The 16,965-nt window shown below is 74.9% G+C and carries 14 protein-coding genes; 8 read left to right on the top strand and 6 right to left on the bottom strand.

Translation table 11 applies throughout. The features are described from left to right. Positions 1 to 86: 86 nt before the first annotated feature. Entirely contained in the window at positions 87 to 1,118 is a 1,032-nt protein-coding gene (gene sph / locus ACIGW2_RS26170; RefSeq protein ID WP_399846355.1) for a sphingomyelin phosphodiesterase, read from the bottom strand. Positions 1,119 to 1,291: 173 nt separating this feature from the next. Between sph and ACIGW2_RS26175 the strand changes: the two genes are divergently transcribed. Both ACIGW2_RS26175 and ACIGW2_RS26180 read left to right on the top strand, forming a co-directional pair. Continuing rightward, the gene (locus tag ACIGW2_RS26175; RefSeq protein WP_361577393.1) at positions 1,292 to 1,780 is read left to right on the top strand and encodes a hypothetical protein; all 489 of its coding nucleotides are present in this window, start codon (positions 1,292 to 1,294) and stop codon (positions 1,778 to 1,780) included. A 362-nt stretch (positions 1,781 to 2,142) separates the two neighbouring features. Beyond that, complete coding sequence (locus ACIGW2_RS26180; protein ID WP_391656164.1) at positions 2,143 to 3,012, top strand: oxygenase MpaB family protein; 870 nt, start codon at positions 2,143 to 2,145, stop codon at positions 3,010 to 3,012. 31 nt (positions 3,013 to 3,043) lie between these two features. On the opposite strand, the gene ACIGW2_RS26185 is transcribed toward ACIGW2_RS26180, so the two are convergent. Genes ACIGW2_RS26185 through ACIGW2_RS26195 form a run of 3 tightly spaced genes read right to left on the bottom strand, consistent with a single transcriptional unit; the run spans position 3,044 to position 6,372 of the window. Then, positions 3,044 to 3,685, bottom strand: coding sequence for a hypothetical protein (locus ACIGW2_RS26185; RefSeq protein WP_399846357.1), 642 nt, complete (start codon positions 3,683 to 3,685; stop codon positions 3,044 to 3,046). 48 nt (positions 3,686 to 3,733) lie between these two features. Further along, positions 3,734 to 5,752, bottom strand: coding sequence for a hypothetical protein (locus ACIGW2_RS26190; RefSeq protein WP_399846359.1), 2,019 nt, complete (start codon positions 5,750 to 5,752; stop codon positions 3,734 to 3,736). Beyond that, positions 5,713 to 6,372: a TetR/AcrR family transcriptional regulator gene (locus tag ACIGW2_RS26195; protein ID WP_399846361.1), complete on the bottom strand. Its 660-nt coding sequence runs from the start codon at positions 6,370 to 6,372 to the stop codon at positions 5,713 to 5,715. Before ACIGW2_RS26195 ends, ACIGW2_RS26190 begins: the two co-directional genes overlap by 40 nt. 47 nt (positions 6,373 to 6,419) lie before the next feature. Between ACIGW2_RS26195 and ACIGW2_RS26200 the strand changes: the two genes are divergently transcribed. Continuing rightward, positions 6,420 to 6,971 carry a GNAT family N-acetyltransferase gene (locus ACIGW2_RS26200; RefSeq protein WP_391656004.1) on the top strand — a complete coding sequence of 184 codons (552 nt, stop codon included), beginning with the start codon at positions 6,420 to 6,422 and terminating at the stop codon, positions 6,969 to 6,971. A 140-nt stretch (positions 6,972 to 7,111) separates the two neighbouring features. Here the strand turns inward: ACIGW2_RS26200 and ACIGW2_RS26205 are convergent, their stop codons facing one another. Further along, on the bottom strand, positions 7,112 to 8,650 hold the full coding sequence (locus ACIGW2_RS26205; RefSeq protein WP_399846363.1) for a M1 family metallopeptidase: 1,539 nt from the start codon (positions 8,648 to 8,650) through the stop codon (positions 7,112 to 7,114). 253 nt (positions 8,651 to 8,903) lie between these two features. Here ACIGW2_RS26205 and ACIGW2_RS26210 point away from each other — a divergent pair, with 253 nt between their 5' ends. The 4 genes from ACIGW2_RS26210 to ACIGW2_RS26225 all read left to right on the top strand — a co-directional run bounded on the left by ACIGW2_RS26210 (position 8,904) and on the right by ACIGW2_RS26225 (position 13,414). After that, entirely contained in the window at positions 8,904 to 10,223 is a 1,320-nt protein-coding gene (locus ACIGW2_RS26210) for a M14 family metallocarboxypeptidase (RefSeq protein ID WP_399846365.1), read from the top strand. A 118-nt stretch (positions 10,224 to 10,341) separates the two neighbouring features. Then, on the top strand, positions 10,342 to 10,653 hold the full coding sequence (locus ACIGW2_RS26215; RefSeq protein WP_361577375.1) for a hypothetical protein: 312 nt from the start codon (positions 10,342 to 10,344) through the stop codon (positions 10,651 to 10,653). Between the two features lie 504 nt (positions 10,654 to 11,157). Next, a complete protein-coding gene (locus tag ACIGW2_RS26220; protein ID WP_399846369.1) occupies positions 11,158 to 12,795 on the top strand; it encodes an ABC-F family ATP-binding cassette domain-containing protein in 1,638 nt (545 codons plus the stop codon). Positions 12,796 to 13,006: 211 nt separating this feature from the next. Then, positions 13,007 to 13,414: a hypothetical protein gene (locus ACIGW2_RS26225; RefSeq protein ID WP_361577366.1), complete on the top strand. Its 408-nt coding sequence runs from the start codon at positions 13,007 to 13,009 to the stop codon at positions 13,412 to 13,414. A 106-nt stretch (positions 13,415 to 13,520) separates the two neighbouring features. Here ACIGW2_RS26225 and ACIGW2_RS26230 read toward each other — a convergent pair whose 3' ends face one another. Further along, complete coding sequence (locus ACIGW2_RS26230; protein WP_391655999.1) at positions 13,521 to 14,810, bottom strand: lectin; 1,290 nt, start codon at positions 14,808 to 14,810, stop codon at positions 13,521 to 13,523. 294 nt (positions 14,811 to 15,104) lie between these two features. Between ACIGW2_RS26230 and ACIGW2_RS26235 the strand changes: the two genes are divergently transcribed. Beyond that, a complete protein-coding gene (locus tag ACIGW2_RS26235) occupies positions 15,105 to 16,949 on the top strand; it encodes a ricin-type beta-trefoil lectin domain protein (RefSeq protein ID WP_399846522.1) in 1,845 nt (614 codons plus the stop codon). The last annotated feature ends 16 nt before the right edge of the window (positions 16,950 to 16,965 follow it).

Raw genomic sequence — 16,965 nt, forward strand, 5'->3', positions numbered from 1 at the left:
CGGAGGGGGTCCCGCGGCGCCACCGGCCGCGACCGGTCCGTGCCGCCCGGGTCCGAGCGGACCGGGGCCGGGCGGACCGGGGCCGGTCAGCCCGCCGGGTAGGCCGTGACCGGGTAGTGGTCGGACAGGTTGGTGTACGTGTACTGCGTGCCCCAGCTGGAGACCGTCCAGGGCGCGGTGGTCTCCGGGACCACGTTGTTCGTCCAGCCCGCCGGGCGGGCGTGGCCGGCCCGGAAGAGGACGTAGTCCAGGTCCTCGCGCGGGTCGGTCGGGTAGCGGTCGTGGGCGATCGAGTTCAGCGCCGTGTCGAAGGAGTACGGGTGCCCGGTGCGGGCGTCCGCGCCGACCAGGCCCGCGTCGGCGAGCATGGTGGCGTACTCGGGCGTGCGGGAGTCCACGTTCATGTCGCCCGCGACGAGGACCTGCTCGCCCGCCGGGATGTTCTTGGCGTCGAGGAAGGCGTCGATGGTCCTGAACTGGCGGCTGCGCATCTGCGCCGCCTCGCCCGCCGAGCAGCCCGGGTCGGTGGACTGGGCGTGGGTGCCGACCACGTGCACCTTGCTGCCGTTGACGTCGAGCACCGCGTAGACGAAGCCCTTGTTCGAGTACCAGTCGGCGCCGCAGGCGTCCTTGTAGACGTACTGCTCCTTGCGGAGGACCGGCCACTTGCTGAGCAGCGTCACGCCGCCGTCCTCCGGCGTCGTGGTCGAGTAGGCGCCGCCGGTGGCGTCCCAGCCCGACTTCGAGCGGCCGACGACCGGGGTCTGGTACGGGTACTCCGCGGCCGCCTTCGCCTTCAGGGCGTCGGAGGCGGCGTTGTCGAAGGCCTCCTGGAGGACGACGACGTCGTTGCCGCGGAAGAAGGAGGTCGTGGGGATGGTCGCGGCCCGGTGGTCCTGGCCCCAGTTCGGGTAGAGGGACTTGGAGAAGAGGAAGACGTTGTAGGTGAGCACCTTCAGGCCCGGCGTCGCGGCGGCGGTGGTGGCCGGGCCGGCGGCCACGGCGGTGTCGGCCGCCGGAGCGGCCGAGGCGGCGGACGCGGTCCCGGTCAGGGCGGCGGCGGCCAGCGCGACCGAGAGGGCGGCACCGAAGAGGCGGCGGGACGCGGTGAACGGCACGTATAACTCCCGTGGAAGAGTGGGGGGTTGGGCTGGGGCGCGGCACATCAAATCAGCCGCGGTTACCTTCCGGTAGCCGTTGGGTGCCACGAATCTTTCGCCGTCCGCACCATCGCGCCAACTCTCGGCCATCTGCCTGAATTGCGAGTTTTGCGACCAGGTAAGATGCGCCCATGACCCTCGCGCAGAACAAGCAGATCTTCCCCACCGACCTGGGCCCCCTGAACCCGGTCTGGGCGGAGCTCATTCTCGGTGCCGTCCTCTTCGGCCTCACCTTCCTGATCCTGGCCAAGGGGATCCTCCCGAAGATCAAGCGCACCCTCGCCGAGCGCGAGGACGCCATCGACGGCGGCACCGAGCGCGCCGACGACCTGCGCGCCGAGGCCACCGCGATCCGTGAGCAGTACGAGGCCGAGCTCGCCGAGGCCCGCCACGACGCCGCCCGCATCCGCTCCCAGGCGACCGAGGAGGGCTCGGCCGCCATCGCCGCCGCCCGCGCCGAGGGCATCCGCGAGCGCGACGCCATCCTCGCCGCCGGCCACGAGAAGATCGCCGCCGAGCGCGAGGCCGCCGAGCGCGAGCTCTCCGCCGACGTCGACGCCTGGGCCCGCTCCCTGGCCGGCCGCATCGTCGGCGAGCCGGTCGGCGCCGACCGCGTCTGACGCACCGCCCACCCGTACGGGGCCGCGCCCCGGGCCGCTCACCAGGCCCGGGCCGCGGCCCCGCGTCGTATCCGCGTCCGGGCGGGACCGGCGCCGCCCCGGCCCCGCCGGGCCGCCGCCCCGCGCACGCTTGCCCGGCCCGCGTGCCCCGGGCAGCCTGGGAGAACGAGAGGGAGACCGCGTTGACGGACCACGCCCACGACCACGCCGCCGACCGCGCCGGCCGTGCCGCCGACGGCCACGGCCACGGCCACGGTTTCGACCATGACGGCCGCGCCGGCGGGCGCTCGGCACGCCCCGCGACGGCCACCGCCCCGGGACCCGCCGCCGCGCGCCGTACCTCCGCGCGCCGCCCCGACCCCGTGCCGCCGCCCGTCGGCGGCGTCCTGTGGACCCTGGCCGGTGACGTCCGCGCCCTGCTCATGCTGCCCGCCGCGCTCACCCTGCAGGTCGCGCACCCCGCCGTCGGCGCCGGGGTCGACGCCCACTCCGTCTTCCGCACCGACCCCTGGGGCCGCGGCGAGCGCTCCCTGCGCTCGCTCCAGCTGTGGATCTACGGCGGCGAGCAGGCCGCCGCCGAGGGCCGCAGGCTGCGCGCGCTGCACAAGACGATCACCGGCACCGACGCCCACGGGCGCCGTTACCACGCCCTCGACCCGGCCTTCTACGCCTGGGTGCACGCCACCGGCTACCCGGTCTACCGCCACGGCCTCGGCTACCTCTTCCGCCCGCTCACCGAGGCCCAGGAACGCCGGCTCTACGCCGAGTGGCTCCAGGTCGGACGGATCCTCGGCATCCACGACCGGGACATGCCGCAGACGATCGAGGACTTCTGGCCGTACTACCGCCGCGTCCTCGACGAGGAGCTGGAGGCCACCGTCGTGGTCCGCGAACTGCTCGCCACCGACCTGCCCGTCCCGGCCCCCGACCGCGGCCCGCTCCCGGTGCGCCTCGCCCTGCGCGCGCTCTGGCCGCTGCTGCGCCGGCCCTTCCTGCGCGCCCGCGCCTTCCTCACCGTCGGCCTCATGCCGCCGGAGGCCCGCGCCGCCATCGGCCTGGAGTGGACCCCCGAGCAGGAGCGCCGGCTGCGCCGCCTCGGCCGGTTCGTCCGCGTGGTCGTCCCGGTGCTCCCGGAACGCCTGCGCTACCTCCCGCTCGCCCGCAGGGCCCGGGCGGAGGCGAGGGCGGCGGCCCGGACGCAGACCGGGGCGTCGGCACGTCCGGGCCGCTGAACCGGCCGCCCGGTCACGACAGGCCGCCCGGTCACGACAGGGCGGCCGGCGCCGCGAAGGGCGGGAGGGCCTTGAAGCCCTCGTGCAGCTCCAGGCTCGGGGTGATCCGGCGCAGGGCGGCCCGCACCCGGGTCAGGGGGTGGTCGGGGAAGCGCGCGTCCCAGCGCTCGTCGTCCGCCGCGTGGGAGGGCAGACCGCCGGTGATGTCGGCGCCGTAGGGGTGCGCGGTGAAGTAGTGCATCGGACCGACCTCGTTGAGTATCAGCGCCTCGCGGAGACCGGTCGTGCGGCCTTCGCCCGCCTGCACCTTCACCACGACGCTGCACCGGGCCCGCGGGACCGTCCAGGACCCGACGAACGCCTGCCCGTGACCTCCCTGGCCCCCGGCGGCGCCGTGCCCGGCAGGGCCCTGGGTCTGCGGCACCTTGATCAGCTGGCGTACGGCGGGCAGCGCGTCCACCGCGCCGAGCTCGGCCTCGATCAGGCCGGCGCCCGCGGCGGCGGCGAACCGGGCCAGACCGTGGCGCAGCCGGTCCGGTTCGTCGAGGGAGGCGGGCAGGTCGGGCACCAGGTCGAAGAAGTGCACGGACAGCAGCAGCCCCTGCCCGTCGGTCCACACCCCCGGCTCCAGCGCGGTGAATCCGGTGAGGTCGAGGCCGGTGATCGGTGTCATGCGTATCGTCCCTTTGTGCCTGGTGCTTCTACGGTCTTCGCGCTCATGTCATGCCGTCCCGGTCGCCGCCAGGAGCTCGCGGGCGAGGCGCCGGGCCTCGACGTCCGGGTGCGGGAGCCCCTCGAAGGGGCCGTCGGACACCACCCGGCGCGGTGAGCGGGCGAGCGTCCGCACGGCGTCCCGCGCCTCCGCCGGCAGCACCCCCATCGCCAGCAGGGTGCGCAGCGAGGCGAGCTGGACCTCGTGCGGGGTGTACGGGCGGGCCAGCGGGGCCGCGACGAGCGGTGCCGTGTCCGCGGTGCGGCCGGTGATCCGCCAGAGCGCGGTCGCGGCCGCCGCCCGGCTCTCCCGGCTCGGCGCGGCCAGCCGCTCCGTCACGAGCGGCAGCAGCGCCCGTGCCGACGGGCCGAGGGCGCTCGCCACGCGCACGGCCGCCGTCCGCCGGGCCGGCGCGTCCGGCTCCGCCCGTACGAGAGCGAGGGCGGGCCCGGCGTCCCCGGTGAGCCGGGCCAGGGCCGTGGCCGCGTCCGGATCGCCCGCCGCCGCGTGGGCCCGCAGAGCGGGCTCGGCCGCCGCGCAGCCGGCGAGGAGCGGTGCCACCGCCGCCGGGGCCTCGGGCAGCAGGGCCGCCAGCGCTCCCGCGTGGGAGGCCACCAGCGCGGGGAACGGCGCCAGGGCCGACAGGCACGCCCCGCGCGGCCGCTCGGCCACCCGCCGTGCCACCGGCTCCGCCGCCGCGCCGAACTCCGCCACGGCCGCCGTCACGACGAGACCCGGCAGGGCCATCGGGGCGAGCCGCAACGAGGCCGCCTCCTCGGGGAGTTCGTCCATGAGGCGGGTCACGAGCGCGACCGCCCCGGGCGCCCGGAGCCGTACCGCCACCAGTGTCGCGCCGATCCGCAGCGCCGGATCCGGGGAGGCGAGGAACGGCTCCAGCCAGGGCTGGGGCGCACCGAGCTGGGCGACGCCCGCCCGGCTCGGTCCTGGCGCCGCCCCAGCCGCCCGGCCGTCGGGTTCCTCGCCCCGTGGCAGGGCTGCGGCGACCCGGGCCACCCGGCACAGGCCGGCGGGGTCACCGGCCTCGGCCGCTTCGGCGGCCTCGGCGGCGAGGTACGGCAGGACGTCGCGCTCGCGGTCCCGCCAGGTCGTCGTGAGCTCCCAGGCCAGCGGCAGCCCGCGCGCGACCGCGCGCAGGCCGGCGTCCGGGTCGTCGAGCAGCCGGTCGGTGAGGGGCCGGTAGGCGGCGGGCCAGGGGTGCGGTTCGTCCTCGCCGGGGGCGGCCTCGTACGCGTCGAGCGCGGCCTCCACCAGGGGCGCGGGCAGGGGGAGCGGCGCGGTGCGCAGCAGCTCGGTCGCGGCCGCCCGCCGTACGGCCGGTTCGGGCGCACCGGCGAGGAGGGCCAGGTTGCGCGCCTCCGCGGCGGACGGGCCGTCGGCGGGCGGGACGTCGAGCAGCCCGAGCGCCGTGACGAGGTCGGCCCGGACGTCCGCGTCCGGCTCCTCGGCGAGCCGGGCCCGCAGCAGCGGGAGCAGCGGCAGCGAGGCCTCGCCGCACGCCGTGATCAGCCACACCAGGGCGCGCCGGACGTCCCGGTCCTCGTCGGCGGCGAGCCCGAGCAGCCCGGGCAGCGCCGTCGCCACCGCCCGGCACACCTCCCCGTGCTCCTTGCCGCTGCCGTCGGCGGCGGCGAGCAGCCACCACAGACAGCGCAGCCGGTCCCGGGTGCCGGTGCCGGGCGCCTGCGCGAGCCGGGCGAGGAAGGGGACGGCGGCGACGGTCGCGGAGTAGACGGACCCCTGGTGGCAGAGCGCGGACCCCAGCTCGTCGAAGGCCTCCGCGCGCTCGGCCGGATCGGCCGCCCCGCCCGCCGCCCGCAGCAAGGCGGGGACGTCCTCGGCGGAGCCGTACGCGTGCCGGAGGGCACCCCAGTCGACCTCACCGATCCCGGCCTCGTACCCGGCCCCGACCCCCGTCGGGAACCCGTCCCCGCCCTCGGCCGCCGGGCCCGCGAACTCCGTGCCGGTCCCTACGTGTTGTGCCCCTGCCTCCGGGCTTCCGTGCCGCATGGCGGGACCTTACGCGATGCCGGGGACAGCGGCGGACCGGCGGCCAGTGCCGCCAGGTAGTCGTCGAGCAGTCGGGCCTGCTCCTCGGGCGGGAAGCGGGCCGGGTCGAGCAGGGCCTGGACGACCAGGCCGAGGGCGAAGGACTGGGCGCCGGCGGCCACGCGGTCCGGGTCGCCCGGCGGCAGTTCGCCGCGCTCCTGGGCCGCGGCGACCAGCTCGGTGAGCCGGGCCCGGCCGCGGGCGTAGCGGGCGGCGTGGTCGCTGCTCAGGCCGGGGTCGGCGAGGGCGGTGTCCCAGGAGGAGACCCAGATCCGGTTGCTCGCCGTGGCCTCGGGGGTCAGCGGCAGGATGTCGAGGAGCGCGGCGCGCACGGCGGCCAGGCCCTCGCCGCCGGCCCGGCGGGGCCGGGCGGCGGTGCGCGCGTCGAGCAGGTCGAGGGCGTGCCGGACCAGGTCGCGCTTGGCCGGGAAGTAGTGGGTGAGCAGTCCGGTGGTGGCGCCGAGTTCGGCGGCGACGGCGCGCAGCGTGAGGCCGTCGAAGCCCTGCGCGGCGAGCACCCGCCAGACGGCCTCGGAGACCTCACGGCGCCGGGCCTCGTGATCTCCCTTGGTACGTGGCATGCTGCTACGGTAATAGTCATAACGCTTGTTGTGTGAATGGGGTCAGCATGTTCGCCCTCCCCTTGCGGGACAACGCCGAGCTCCGCCCGCTGGAGACCTGGCACGCCGAGGAGTTCGCCGCCCACCTCGACCGGGCGCGCGAGCACATCCGGCCCTGGGTCGGCCCGGGCTTCGTCACCGACGACGTGGCGGGCGCCCGGGCCACCCTGGTCCGGTACGGCGAGCGCCGAGCCTCCGACGGTGGCCGCCTCTACGGCCTGTGGCTGGACGGGAAGCTGGTCGGCGGCGTCATGTTCGTCTCCTTCGACGCGGCCTCCGGCGGCTGCGAGCTGGGCTGCTGGCTGGAGCCGGCGGCGGAGGGCCACGGACTGGTCACCGAGGCCTGCGCCCGGCTGCTCGACTGGGCCTTCGGCGAGCGCGGTCTGCACCGCGCCGAGTGGCACTGCCGGGCCGACAACACCCGCAGCTCCGCCGTGGCCGAGCGGCTCGGCATGACCCTGGAAGGCACCCGCCGGGAGGCCTGGCCGTACGGCGGCGCCCGCCACGACAAGCAGATCTGGGGCATCCTCGCCCCCGAGTGGCAGGCCCGCCGCGGCTGAGGCCCACGGCTCCCGTTCCGCCCCGGCTGCCCGGCCGGACCGGCTTCCCGGCATGAGGCATCAGGCATCAGGCGCCCTCGTCCCACCCGACCGTGGGACGAGGGCGCCGGCCCGTGTGGCTCGGATCCGTTCGACCCGGCTCAGTGCCCGTCGTGCTCGTGGATCGTGTTGGTCGCCGCGATCTTCTTCCAGGACTTCGGGGCCACCGGAGTGCGCGCCGCGCCCGGCGCCTTCCCGCCCGGCGCCTCCGCGGCCGGTGCCGCCGCCAGACCGGCCGCCGTCGCCGCCGGGGCCGCCGGCTTGACCGGCTGGTAGAGCCAGGTGTCGAAGAGGGCGGCGAGCGGCTTGCCGGAGACCCGCTCGGCGTACGTCACGAAGTCGGCCACGCGCGCGTTGCCGTACGCGTGCTCCTGCGGCCAGCCCTTCAGGACGGCGAAGAAGTCCTCGTCGCCCACCGCGTTGCGCAGCGCCTGGAGGGCCAGCGCGCCCCGGTCGTAGACGGCGATGTGGAACTGGTCGTCCGCGCCCGGGTCACCCGGCTTCACCGTCCAGAACGGGTCGTCCGCCGCCCGCGAGCCGTACACGTAGTCGGCCAGCTCCTGGGCCGTGCCCTCGCCCTCCTTCTCGGACCAGAGCCACTGGCTGTAGCGGGCGAAGCCCTCGTTGATCCAGATGTCCTTCCAGTCGGCGACCGAGACGCTGTCGCCGTACCACTGGTGGGCCAGCTCGTGCACGACCACCGAGACGTTGGCGCCGTTGGCGAACTGGCGCGGGCTGTAGAACGGCCGGGTCTGCGTCTCCAGGGCGTAGCCGCTGGTCACGTTGGGGACGTAGCCGCCGAGGGAGTTGAAGGGGTAGGGGCCGTAGAGCGACTCCAGCCACTCCGCGACCTCGGCCGTGCGCTCGATCGAGGCGCGTGCCGCGCCGTCGTTGTCGCCGAGGTCCTTGCTGTAGGCGTTGAGGACCGGCAGTCCGTTCGCGGTCCGGTCCGTGGTGATGTCGAACCGGCCCACGGCGAGCGTGGCGAGGTACGTCGCCTGCGGCTTGTTGGAGCGCCAGTTGAAGCGGGTCCAGCCCAGCCGGCTGGACTGCGACTGCAGCACGCCGTTGCTGATCGCCTGGGTGCCGTCCGGCACGAGGACCGAGACGTCGAAGGTGGCCTTGTCCAGCGGGTGGTCGTTCGACGGGAACCACCAGACGGCCGAGTCCGGCTCCTGCGCCGCCACGCCGCCGTCGGGGGTGCGGTGCCAGGCCGTCCAGCCGCCGATCTTCAGCTCGGACGGCTTGCCCGCGTAACGGACCACCACCGACAGGGACTTGTTCTTGGCGAGCGGTGTCGCCGGGGTGACCTCCAGCTCGTGCTCGCCGGAGGTGGCGAACGTCGCCCGCTGCCCGTTCACCCGCACCTCGCTCACCTTCAGACCGAGGTCGAGGTTGAAGCGGGACAGGTTCTGCTTCGTCGTGCCGACCAGCGTCGCCGTGCCCTCCAGCAGGTCCGTCGCGGGCTGGTACTTCAGCCGCAGGTCGTAGTGGGACACGTCGTAGCCGCCGTTGCCGCTGGCGGGGTAGTAGGAGTCGCCGATGCCCGGCGCGCCCGGCGAGAAGTCGGCCGCCGACGCCGGGATCGCCAGCAGCAGTGAGGCCGCGAGGGCACTCGGAACGATGATTCTGCGGTGCACGGGGTTCTCCCTGCTCGGTCGTCGGTCAGTCGTCCCCGCCGGTGGACTGCGCAGCGAGAGGTAAGCCGCACAGCCGCCCGTCGGTCCTTAGCGAGACTATTCAGGCCCCGACGGGCCGTCACGTCCAGAGCGCCCACCGCCACATGATCGTCATTCGGCCGACATGAACCACTCGTTCCGCCCGTCTCGTCCGCACCCCTTGTCCGTGACGGCCCTCTTTTGCGCGCCCGTGGGGAGCGGTACGTTCCGCCCCATGCCGCTGACGACGACCCGCACCTCCCGCAGCCCCCGGCGCGCGCTCCTGGTCCCGGCCTGCGTCGCCGCCCTCGCCCTGCCGTTGCTCGCCGCGCCCACCCCGGCGGCCGGCAGCGCGCTCCCGCCCCCGCCCCCGCGCACCGGATTCGAGGGGAGCGGCGGCGCCCGGTGGACCGGCGAGGCCGAGGAGACGGCCTTCCTGGCCGCCCTCGACCGCGGCAGCGACCGCATCGCCGTCCGCACCGTGGGCACCACCGCGCAGGGCCGCCCGCTGCGGCTCGCCACGCTCGGCACCGGCCCGACCCGCGTCCTGCTCATCTGCTCCCAGCACGGCGACGAACCCGCCGGGCGCGAGGCCTGCCTGAGCACCCTGCGCGACCTCGCCCACGACCGCGGCGAGCCCACCCGCCGCCTCCTGGCCCGCACCACCCTGCTCGTCGTTCCCACCGCCAACCCCGACGGACGCGCCGCCGACACCCGCGGCAACGGCGCGGGCATCGACATCAACCGCGACCACCTCGCGCTGCGCACCGCGGAGGCCCGGACCCTCGCCGCCGTCATCCGCGACCGACGGCCGGAACTCGTCTACGACCTCCACGAGTACAGCGCCACCCCGCCCTACTACGACAAGGACCTGCTGGCCCTCTGGCCGCGCAACCTCAACACCGACCCCGCCGTCCACGCCGAGTCCCGCACCCTCTCCGAGGCGTACGTGCGGCCCGCCGCCGGACGCGCCGGCTTCAGCAGCGGCATCTACGGCATCTGGACCGACCCCTACACCGGCGAGCCGCTCAAGCAGGTCGCCGGCGACGGCCAGGAGCGCATCCTGCGCAACACGGCCGGCCTCAAGCACGCCGTCGGGCTGCTCGTGGAGACCCGCGAGGACGCCCTCGACCCGGCCGAGCAGACCGACCCGGCCCGCAACCACCTGCGCCGGGTCGCCACCCAACGGGCCGCCCTCCACGGCGCGTTCGGCTACGTGGAGGAGCGCGCCGGACGACTCGCGGCGGCCACCGCCCAGTCGCGGCACGCCGGCCTCGCCGACCGCGGCCCGGTGTTCCTCGGCGGCGCCGACAACGACCCCGCCGAGCCGGCCGAAATCCTCCAGGACCCGCCCTGCGGCTACCGCCTGACGGCGGATCAGTACGCACAGGCCGGCGACGAGCTCGCCCTGCACGGGGTCGCGGTGCGCGCCGAGGGCGAGGGCGGCGGCGTGCTCGTACCGCTGCGCCAGCCGCAGCGCGCCCTGGTGCCCCTGCTGCTCGACCCGCGGGCCGGGTACGGACTCACTCGCGGAGAGCCTGTGGAGAGGTGTTGAGAAGCCGGTGAGCGGCGCCGCCGGAGGGCGGGGTCGGATGATCATCCCGGGCTAGGGTCACGGATCGGTACTGACCATGCCTGAACGGGCCCCGAGGGCCCGGAAGTCGGAGATCTCCATGACGAACGCGACGCCGCTGCGCCGCACCCTGACGGCCCTGGCCGCCACGACGCTGCTGGCCGGGGGCCTGCTGCTCGGCCAGACCGCGACCGCCCCGGCCGCCCAGGCGGCCACCGGCACGACGATCACCTGCAACGTCGCCAAGCTCCGCCAGCAGGCCGCCGAGCTGCGCAACAAGGCCGCGAAGCTGGACCGCCTCGGCGAGAAGGCCGCGGCCCGCAAGGCCCGCGACCAGGCCGCCGCCCTGGAGCGCAAGGCCAAGGCCTGCCAGGACGCCGACGACGACGCGCCGAAGCCCTTCCCGCGCTGACGCCCCCGCCCCGCCCATCGGCTGACGCCCCGGCCCGGACCCGTACGGATCCGGGCCGGGGCGCTCCCGTACGGGCCCGAGACACCCGGCCCGCCCGGCGCACGACCTGCCCCGCGCGCCGGCCCGGGCGCCGGCTCCGGCCCGGCCCGCCTGACGGGCAGCGGCCCCCGGCCCCCGGCCCACGCCGCCCTGCGGGACCGCCCCGGCCCGGGGCGAAACCGGCCCGCCCGCGGGTAGCAGCCCGCGGCCTCCGCCGCCCTGCGGGACCGCCCGGCCCGGGGCGGAACCGGCCCGCCCGCGGGTAGCAGCCCGCGGCCTCCGCCCCCCTGCGGGACCGCCCCGGCCCGGGCGGAACCGGCCCGCCCGCGGGTAGCAGCCTGCGGCCTCCGCCGGCCTGCGGGACCGCCCCGGCGCCTGCCGGGCAGCAGCCCGCGGCCTCCGCCCCCCCTGCGGGACCGCCCCGGCCCGGGGATATCGTGGGTCTCGCCTAGGATTCGTTCCCTGATGACTGCCACCCTCGTCGCCAAGGACCTCGCCGCCGGCCACGGCGAACGCTCCCTCTTCTCCGGGCTCGACCTCGTCGTCGCCCCCGGGGACGTGATCGGCCTCGTCGGCGTCAACGGCGCCGGCAAGTCCACGCTGCTCAGGCTGCTCGCCGGGCTCGACACCCCCGAGGAGGGCGAGCTGCGGCTCTCGCCGCCCACCGCCACCGTGGGGCACCTGCCGCAGGAGCCGGAGCGGCGCGAGGGCGAGACCGTCGGTGAGTTCCTGGCCCGGCGCACCGGCGTGGCCGCCGCCCAGGCCGCCATGGACGAGGCCACCCAGGGCCTCGTCGACGGCGCGCCTGGAGCGGACGACGCGTACGCCGTCAGCCTGGAGCGCTGGCTCGACCTCGGCGGCGCCGACCTCGACGAGCGGGCCGAGGAGGTGGCCGCCTCGCTCGGCCTCACCGTCGGCCTCGACCAGCCGATGACCGCGCTCTCGGGCGGCCAGGCCGCCCGCGCCGGACTCGCCTCGCTGCTGCTCTCCCGCTACGACGTCTTCCTCCTCGACGAGCCCACCAACGACCTGGACCTCGACGGCCTGGAACGCCTGGAGGCCTTCGTCCAGGGGCTGCGCGCCGGCACCGTCGTCATCAGCCACGACCGCGAGTTCCTCACCCGCACCGTCACCAAGGTCCTGGAGCTCGATCTCGCCCAGCAGCGGATCACCCTGTACGGCGGCGGCTACGAGGCCTATCTGGAGGAGCGGGCCACCGCCCGCCGGCACGCGCGCGAGGAGTACGAGGAGTACGCCGACAAGAAGGCGTCCCTGGAGTCCCGCGCCCTGATGCAGCGCAACTGGATGGACAAGGGCGTCCGCAACGCCCGCCGCAAGGCCACCGACAACGACAAGATCGGGCGCAAGCTGCGCGGCGAGGCCAGCGAGAAGCAGGCCGCCAAGGCCCGCCAGACCCAGCGCATGATCGAGCGCCTGGACGTCGTCGAGGAGCCCCGCAAGGAGTGGGAGCTGCGCATGGAGATCGCCGCCGCGCCCCGCTCCGGCGCCGTCGTGGCGACCCTGCGCGAGGCCGCCGTGAAGCGCGGCGACTTCTCCTTCGGGCCGGTCAGCCTCCAGATCGACTGGGCCGACCGGGTCGCCATCACCGGCGCCAACGGGGCCGGCAAGTCCACCCTGCTCGCCGCCCTCCTCGGCCGGCTGCCGCTGGACTCGGGCGACGGGGCGCTCGGCCCCGGCGTCGTCGTCGGCGAGGTCGACCAGGCCCGCAAGCTCTTCCACGGCACCGAGACCCTGCTCGACGCCTTCTGCGCGGCCGTGCCCGACACCGAGCCGGCGGACGTGCGCACCCTGCTCGCCAAGTTCGGCCTCAAGGCCGACCACGTGCTGCGGCCGGCCACCACCCTCTCGCCCGGCGAGCGCACCCGCGCCGCGCTCGCCCTGCTCCAGGGCCGGGGCGTGAACCTGCTCGTCCTCGACGAGCCGACCAACCACCTCGACCTGCCGGCGATCGAGCAGCTGGAGTCGGCCCTCGACTCCTACGACGGCACGCTCCTGCTCGTCACCCACGACCGGCGGATGCTGGACGCGGTGCGCACCACCCGCCGCATCCAGGTCGCGGACGGCCGGGTGACCGAGCTCTGATGCGGGTCGCCCCGCCCGGGGCGACCGCGGCGGCCACGCCGTGGACCGCCACGAAGGACCCGGCCGCCGCCTTGCACGGCTGCGCGCCGGGACGTGAACTGTACGAGTACGGCCGTCCCGAGGGCGTGGCGGCGACCGCCGGGATCGACGCGTCGACCACCGTCCCCGTCCCCGCCCCTGTCCCCGCGGACGGCGCTTTCCAGGAGGCACCATGACCGACGACGCCCGTGTGACCCGGCTGATCGGGATGCTCGACGACCTCGACGCCGACGTCGACGAGACCATCGACCTCGCCGACGAGATCGCGGCGAGCGGCGACCGGGAGCTGCTCCCGCGCCTGGAGGCCGAGCTCGACCGCTCGGTCGCCGACCGCAACTCCTACGGCCGCGAGCTGCTCGGCGGCGTCATCGCCGCGCTGGGCGGCCCCGACCGGCTGCCGGTCCTGGTCCGCGCCTCGGCCGTGGACCTGGGCGACGACCAGGACGGTCTCGCCGCCGAGATCGTCGACCTGGTGCAGGCCGACCCGAAGGGCGCCGAGCGTCTGCTGCGCCCGCTCACGGAGGACGAGGACCTGGCGGTCGCGAACCGTGCGGAGTGGGCGCTGCGCTTCGTGCCGTAGCCCGTACGCGTACGGGCCCGGTCGACCGCCGTCGACCGGGCCCGCGCCCGGTGCGTCACGCGTGACTCGTCACTGGTCACTGGTCACTGGTCACTCGTCCGGAGCCTCAGCCCACGGTCCACTTCTGGGCCGCGGTGCCGTTGCAGGTCCAGATCTGCAGCCGGGTGCCGTTGGCCGCGTTGCTGTTCGGGACGTCGAGGCACTTGTCGGCCGGGACGTTCACGATGTCCTTGGCCGCCTCGACCCGCCATTTCTGCGCGCCGGTGCCGTTGCAGTCGTACAACTGGAGCTTGGCGCCGTCGGCCGTGGAGCCGGCGGTGACGTCCAGGCACTTGCCGAGCGCGCGGATCGTGCCGTCGGCGTTCACGGTCCACTGCTGGGCGGGGGTGCCGTTGCAGTCGTAGAGCTGGACCGGGGTGCCGTTCGCGGGGTTCGCCCCGGCGACGTCCACGCACTTGCCGGCGAGGCCGGTGATCGGGCCGCCGCCCGTCGGCGGGGCCGGCTGGTCGTTGGTGACCCGGACGTAGTCGACGGTCAGGGTGTTCGGCATCGGTGTGCTGCCGTCGGGGTCGCCCGGCCAGTAGCCGCCGACCGCGAGGTTGAGGATGAGGAAGAACGGGTGGTCGAAGACCCAGTCGCGGCCGCCGAGGTCGGCGGAGGTGCGCGTCTGGTACGTGACGCCGTCGACCTTCCAGACCAGCCGGTCCGGTGACCACTCGACCCGGAAGGTGTGGAAGGCGTCGGCGAACGGCGAGCCGATCGTGTACGGGGCGCCGATGCCGCCCGAGCCGGAGTAGCCGGGGCCGTGGATGGTGCCGTGCACGGTGTTCGGCTCGAAGCCGACGTTCTCCATGACGTCGATCTCGCCGCTCTGCGGCCAGCCGACGCTGCCGATGTCGTTGCCGAGCATCCAGAACGCGGGCCACATGCCCTGGCCGCGCGACATCTTCATGCGGGCCTCGAAGGTGCCGTACGTCTGCGTGAACTTGCCCGCGGTGTTGAGCCGGGCCGAGGTGTACTCGCAACGCCCGTACCAACAGGTGTAGTTGCCCGGGTTCTCGCGCCGGGCGGTGATGACCAGGTTGCCCTGGCCGTCGTGCACGGCGTTGCGGGTGGAGTTCGTGTAGTACTGGCGCTCGTGGTTGTTCACGTTGTCGCCGGTCTCCAGGTTCCACTTGGAGGCGTCGACCGGCGTGCCCGCGGGGGCGTTGAACTCGTCGCTGAACGTGGTGGCCTGGACGCCGACTTCGGCCGCGGCGGCCCGGGTCACCGCCCGCGCCGCGGGCGCCGCCTGCGCGGACTGCTGCGAGGCGGGGCTCACCAGGGCGGCCACCGTGGCGCATCCGAGGCCGAGGGCCAGCAGGAGTCGTGATCGTCGAGAGGGGGGTGCGGACATCGTTGTCACCGCCGACGGTCAGGGGTCGTGGACGGCAACGAACAGTGCCATGGTCCGGACCATGCCGACAAGACCTTGGGACGAATTCGACTCCAACCCGCTTCCCGTGTTCGGGAGTTGTACGCGAGAGGGGTTGACGGGCGGGTGGGTCCTCCATAGCTTCACGCCTTAAGGAAAGTCCGAAGAGACCTGGCCCCCCACCGAAAGGCCTGTCAGGTGCATCACAAGAGCAGGTTCCGGACCGGCGCCCGCACCGGGCACCGGCCCCGCCGCCCCCGCCGGCTCGCCGCCCTCCTGGCCGGCGCCCTCCTCGCGAGCGGCCTGGTCATGACCGGCCCCGGGGTCGCCGAGGCCGCCGGCGAGCGGGTCGACGTCTGGCTGACCACCACCTCCGACGCCGGCGGCCGCACCGTCACCCGGGGCCTCGCCCCGCAGGCGCCGCTCGCCTTCGGCCCGGCCGGCGGCAGCGCGGGCCACACCCTCACGGTCGACGAGAACACCACGTACCAGCGGTTCGAGGGCGGCGGCGCGTCGATCACCGACACCACCGCCTACCTCCTGCGCGGCGGCGCCGTCAGCGCCGCCACCCGCGACCAGGTGATGCGGAAGCTGTTCTCGCCCACCGAGGGCATCGGCCTCTCCTTCGTCCGCAACCCGATCGGCGCCTCCGACCTCTCCCGGCCCGGCAACGTCTCGCTCGACGACACCTGCTGCGACCTGAGCGACTTCGGCGCCAACGGCTACGACACCGACGTGCGCCTGCTGACCGTCCAGGCCAAGCAGCTCAATCCGGCGCTCCGGCTCAAGGCGGTGCCCTGGAGTGCACCCGGCTGGATGAAGGACAACGGCCGGATGGACCAGATGGGCTGGCTGAAGTGGGAGTACTACCCGCTCTACGCCCAGTATCTGGTGAAGTACGTGCAGAGCTACCGGGCGGCCGGCGTCACGGTCGACTACCTCTCCGTCCAGAACGAGCCCAACTGCTGCCAGGCGAGCAACCCCACCGCCATGAACTACCCCGGCATGAGCTGGAACCCCTCCGGTCTGGTCGAGTTCACCAAGAACCACCTCTACCCGGCCTTCCGGGCCGCCGGGATCACCACCAAGGTCCTGGTGCACGACTGGAACTACGGCGACTACGCGAACTTCGGCTCCGGCGTCCTCAACGACGCGGGCGTGCGCGAGGACCCGCTGTTCGGCGGCATCGCCTGGCACGGCTACTTCGGCGACCCGGCCGTCGGCAGCCAGGTCCACGACCAGTACCCGAACGTCCGGCAGTTCAGCACCGAGCACTCCGGCGGCACCTGGATCGCCAACCAGCACGACGAGGACCTCAAGGACATCGTCGGCTACGCCCGCAACTGGAGCAGCAGCCTGACCAAGTGGAGCCTGGCGCTCAACCAGGACATGGGCCCGCACAACGGCGGCTGCGGCACCTGCACCGGACTGATCACCGTCCAGGAGGGCGGCCCCCGCGCCGGCCAGGTCGACTACACCATCGAGTACTACACGACCGGCCACCTCACCAAGTTCGTGCGCCCCGGCGCGTACCGCATCGCCTCCACGGCCGACTCCGCCGTGCCGAACGTGGCCTGGCGCAACCCCGACGGCTCCAAGGCGCTCATCGCCCACAACCCCGGCGCCTCCGCGCAGTCCCTCCGCGTCGACTGGGGCGGCCAGTCCTTCACGTACAGCCTCCCCGCGCGCACCACCGCCACCTTCACCTGGGCCGGCACGGCGGCGAGCGCGCCCACCGGGCCGCTGACCGGGCTCGCCGGCAAGTGCCTGGACGTGGCCGGCGCGGCCACCGCCGACGGCACCCCGGTGCAGCTCTACACCTGCAACGGCACCGCCGCCCAGCGCTGGACCCTCGCCGCCGACGGCTCCGTCCGCGCCCTCGGCAAGTGCCTCGACGTCACCGCGGCGGGGACCGCCGACGGCACCAAGGTTCAGCTCTACACGTGCAACGGCACCGGCGCCCAACGCTGGTCGTACAACGCCGCCACGCACGACGTCGTCAACACGGCCGCCGACAAGTGCCTCGACGTCACCGGCAACAGCTCCGCCGACGGCACCCGCACGCAGATCTGGACCTGCACCGGCGCCGCCAACCAGAAGTGGACCCACCAGCCCTCCTGACCACCGACCCACTCAC

It is taken from the genome of Streptomyces sp. NPDC053541 (genome assembly GCF_044544705.1).
Lineage (GTDB): Bacteria > Actinomycetota > Actinomycetes > Streptomycetales > Streptomycetaceae > Streptomyces.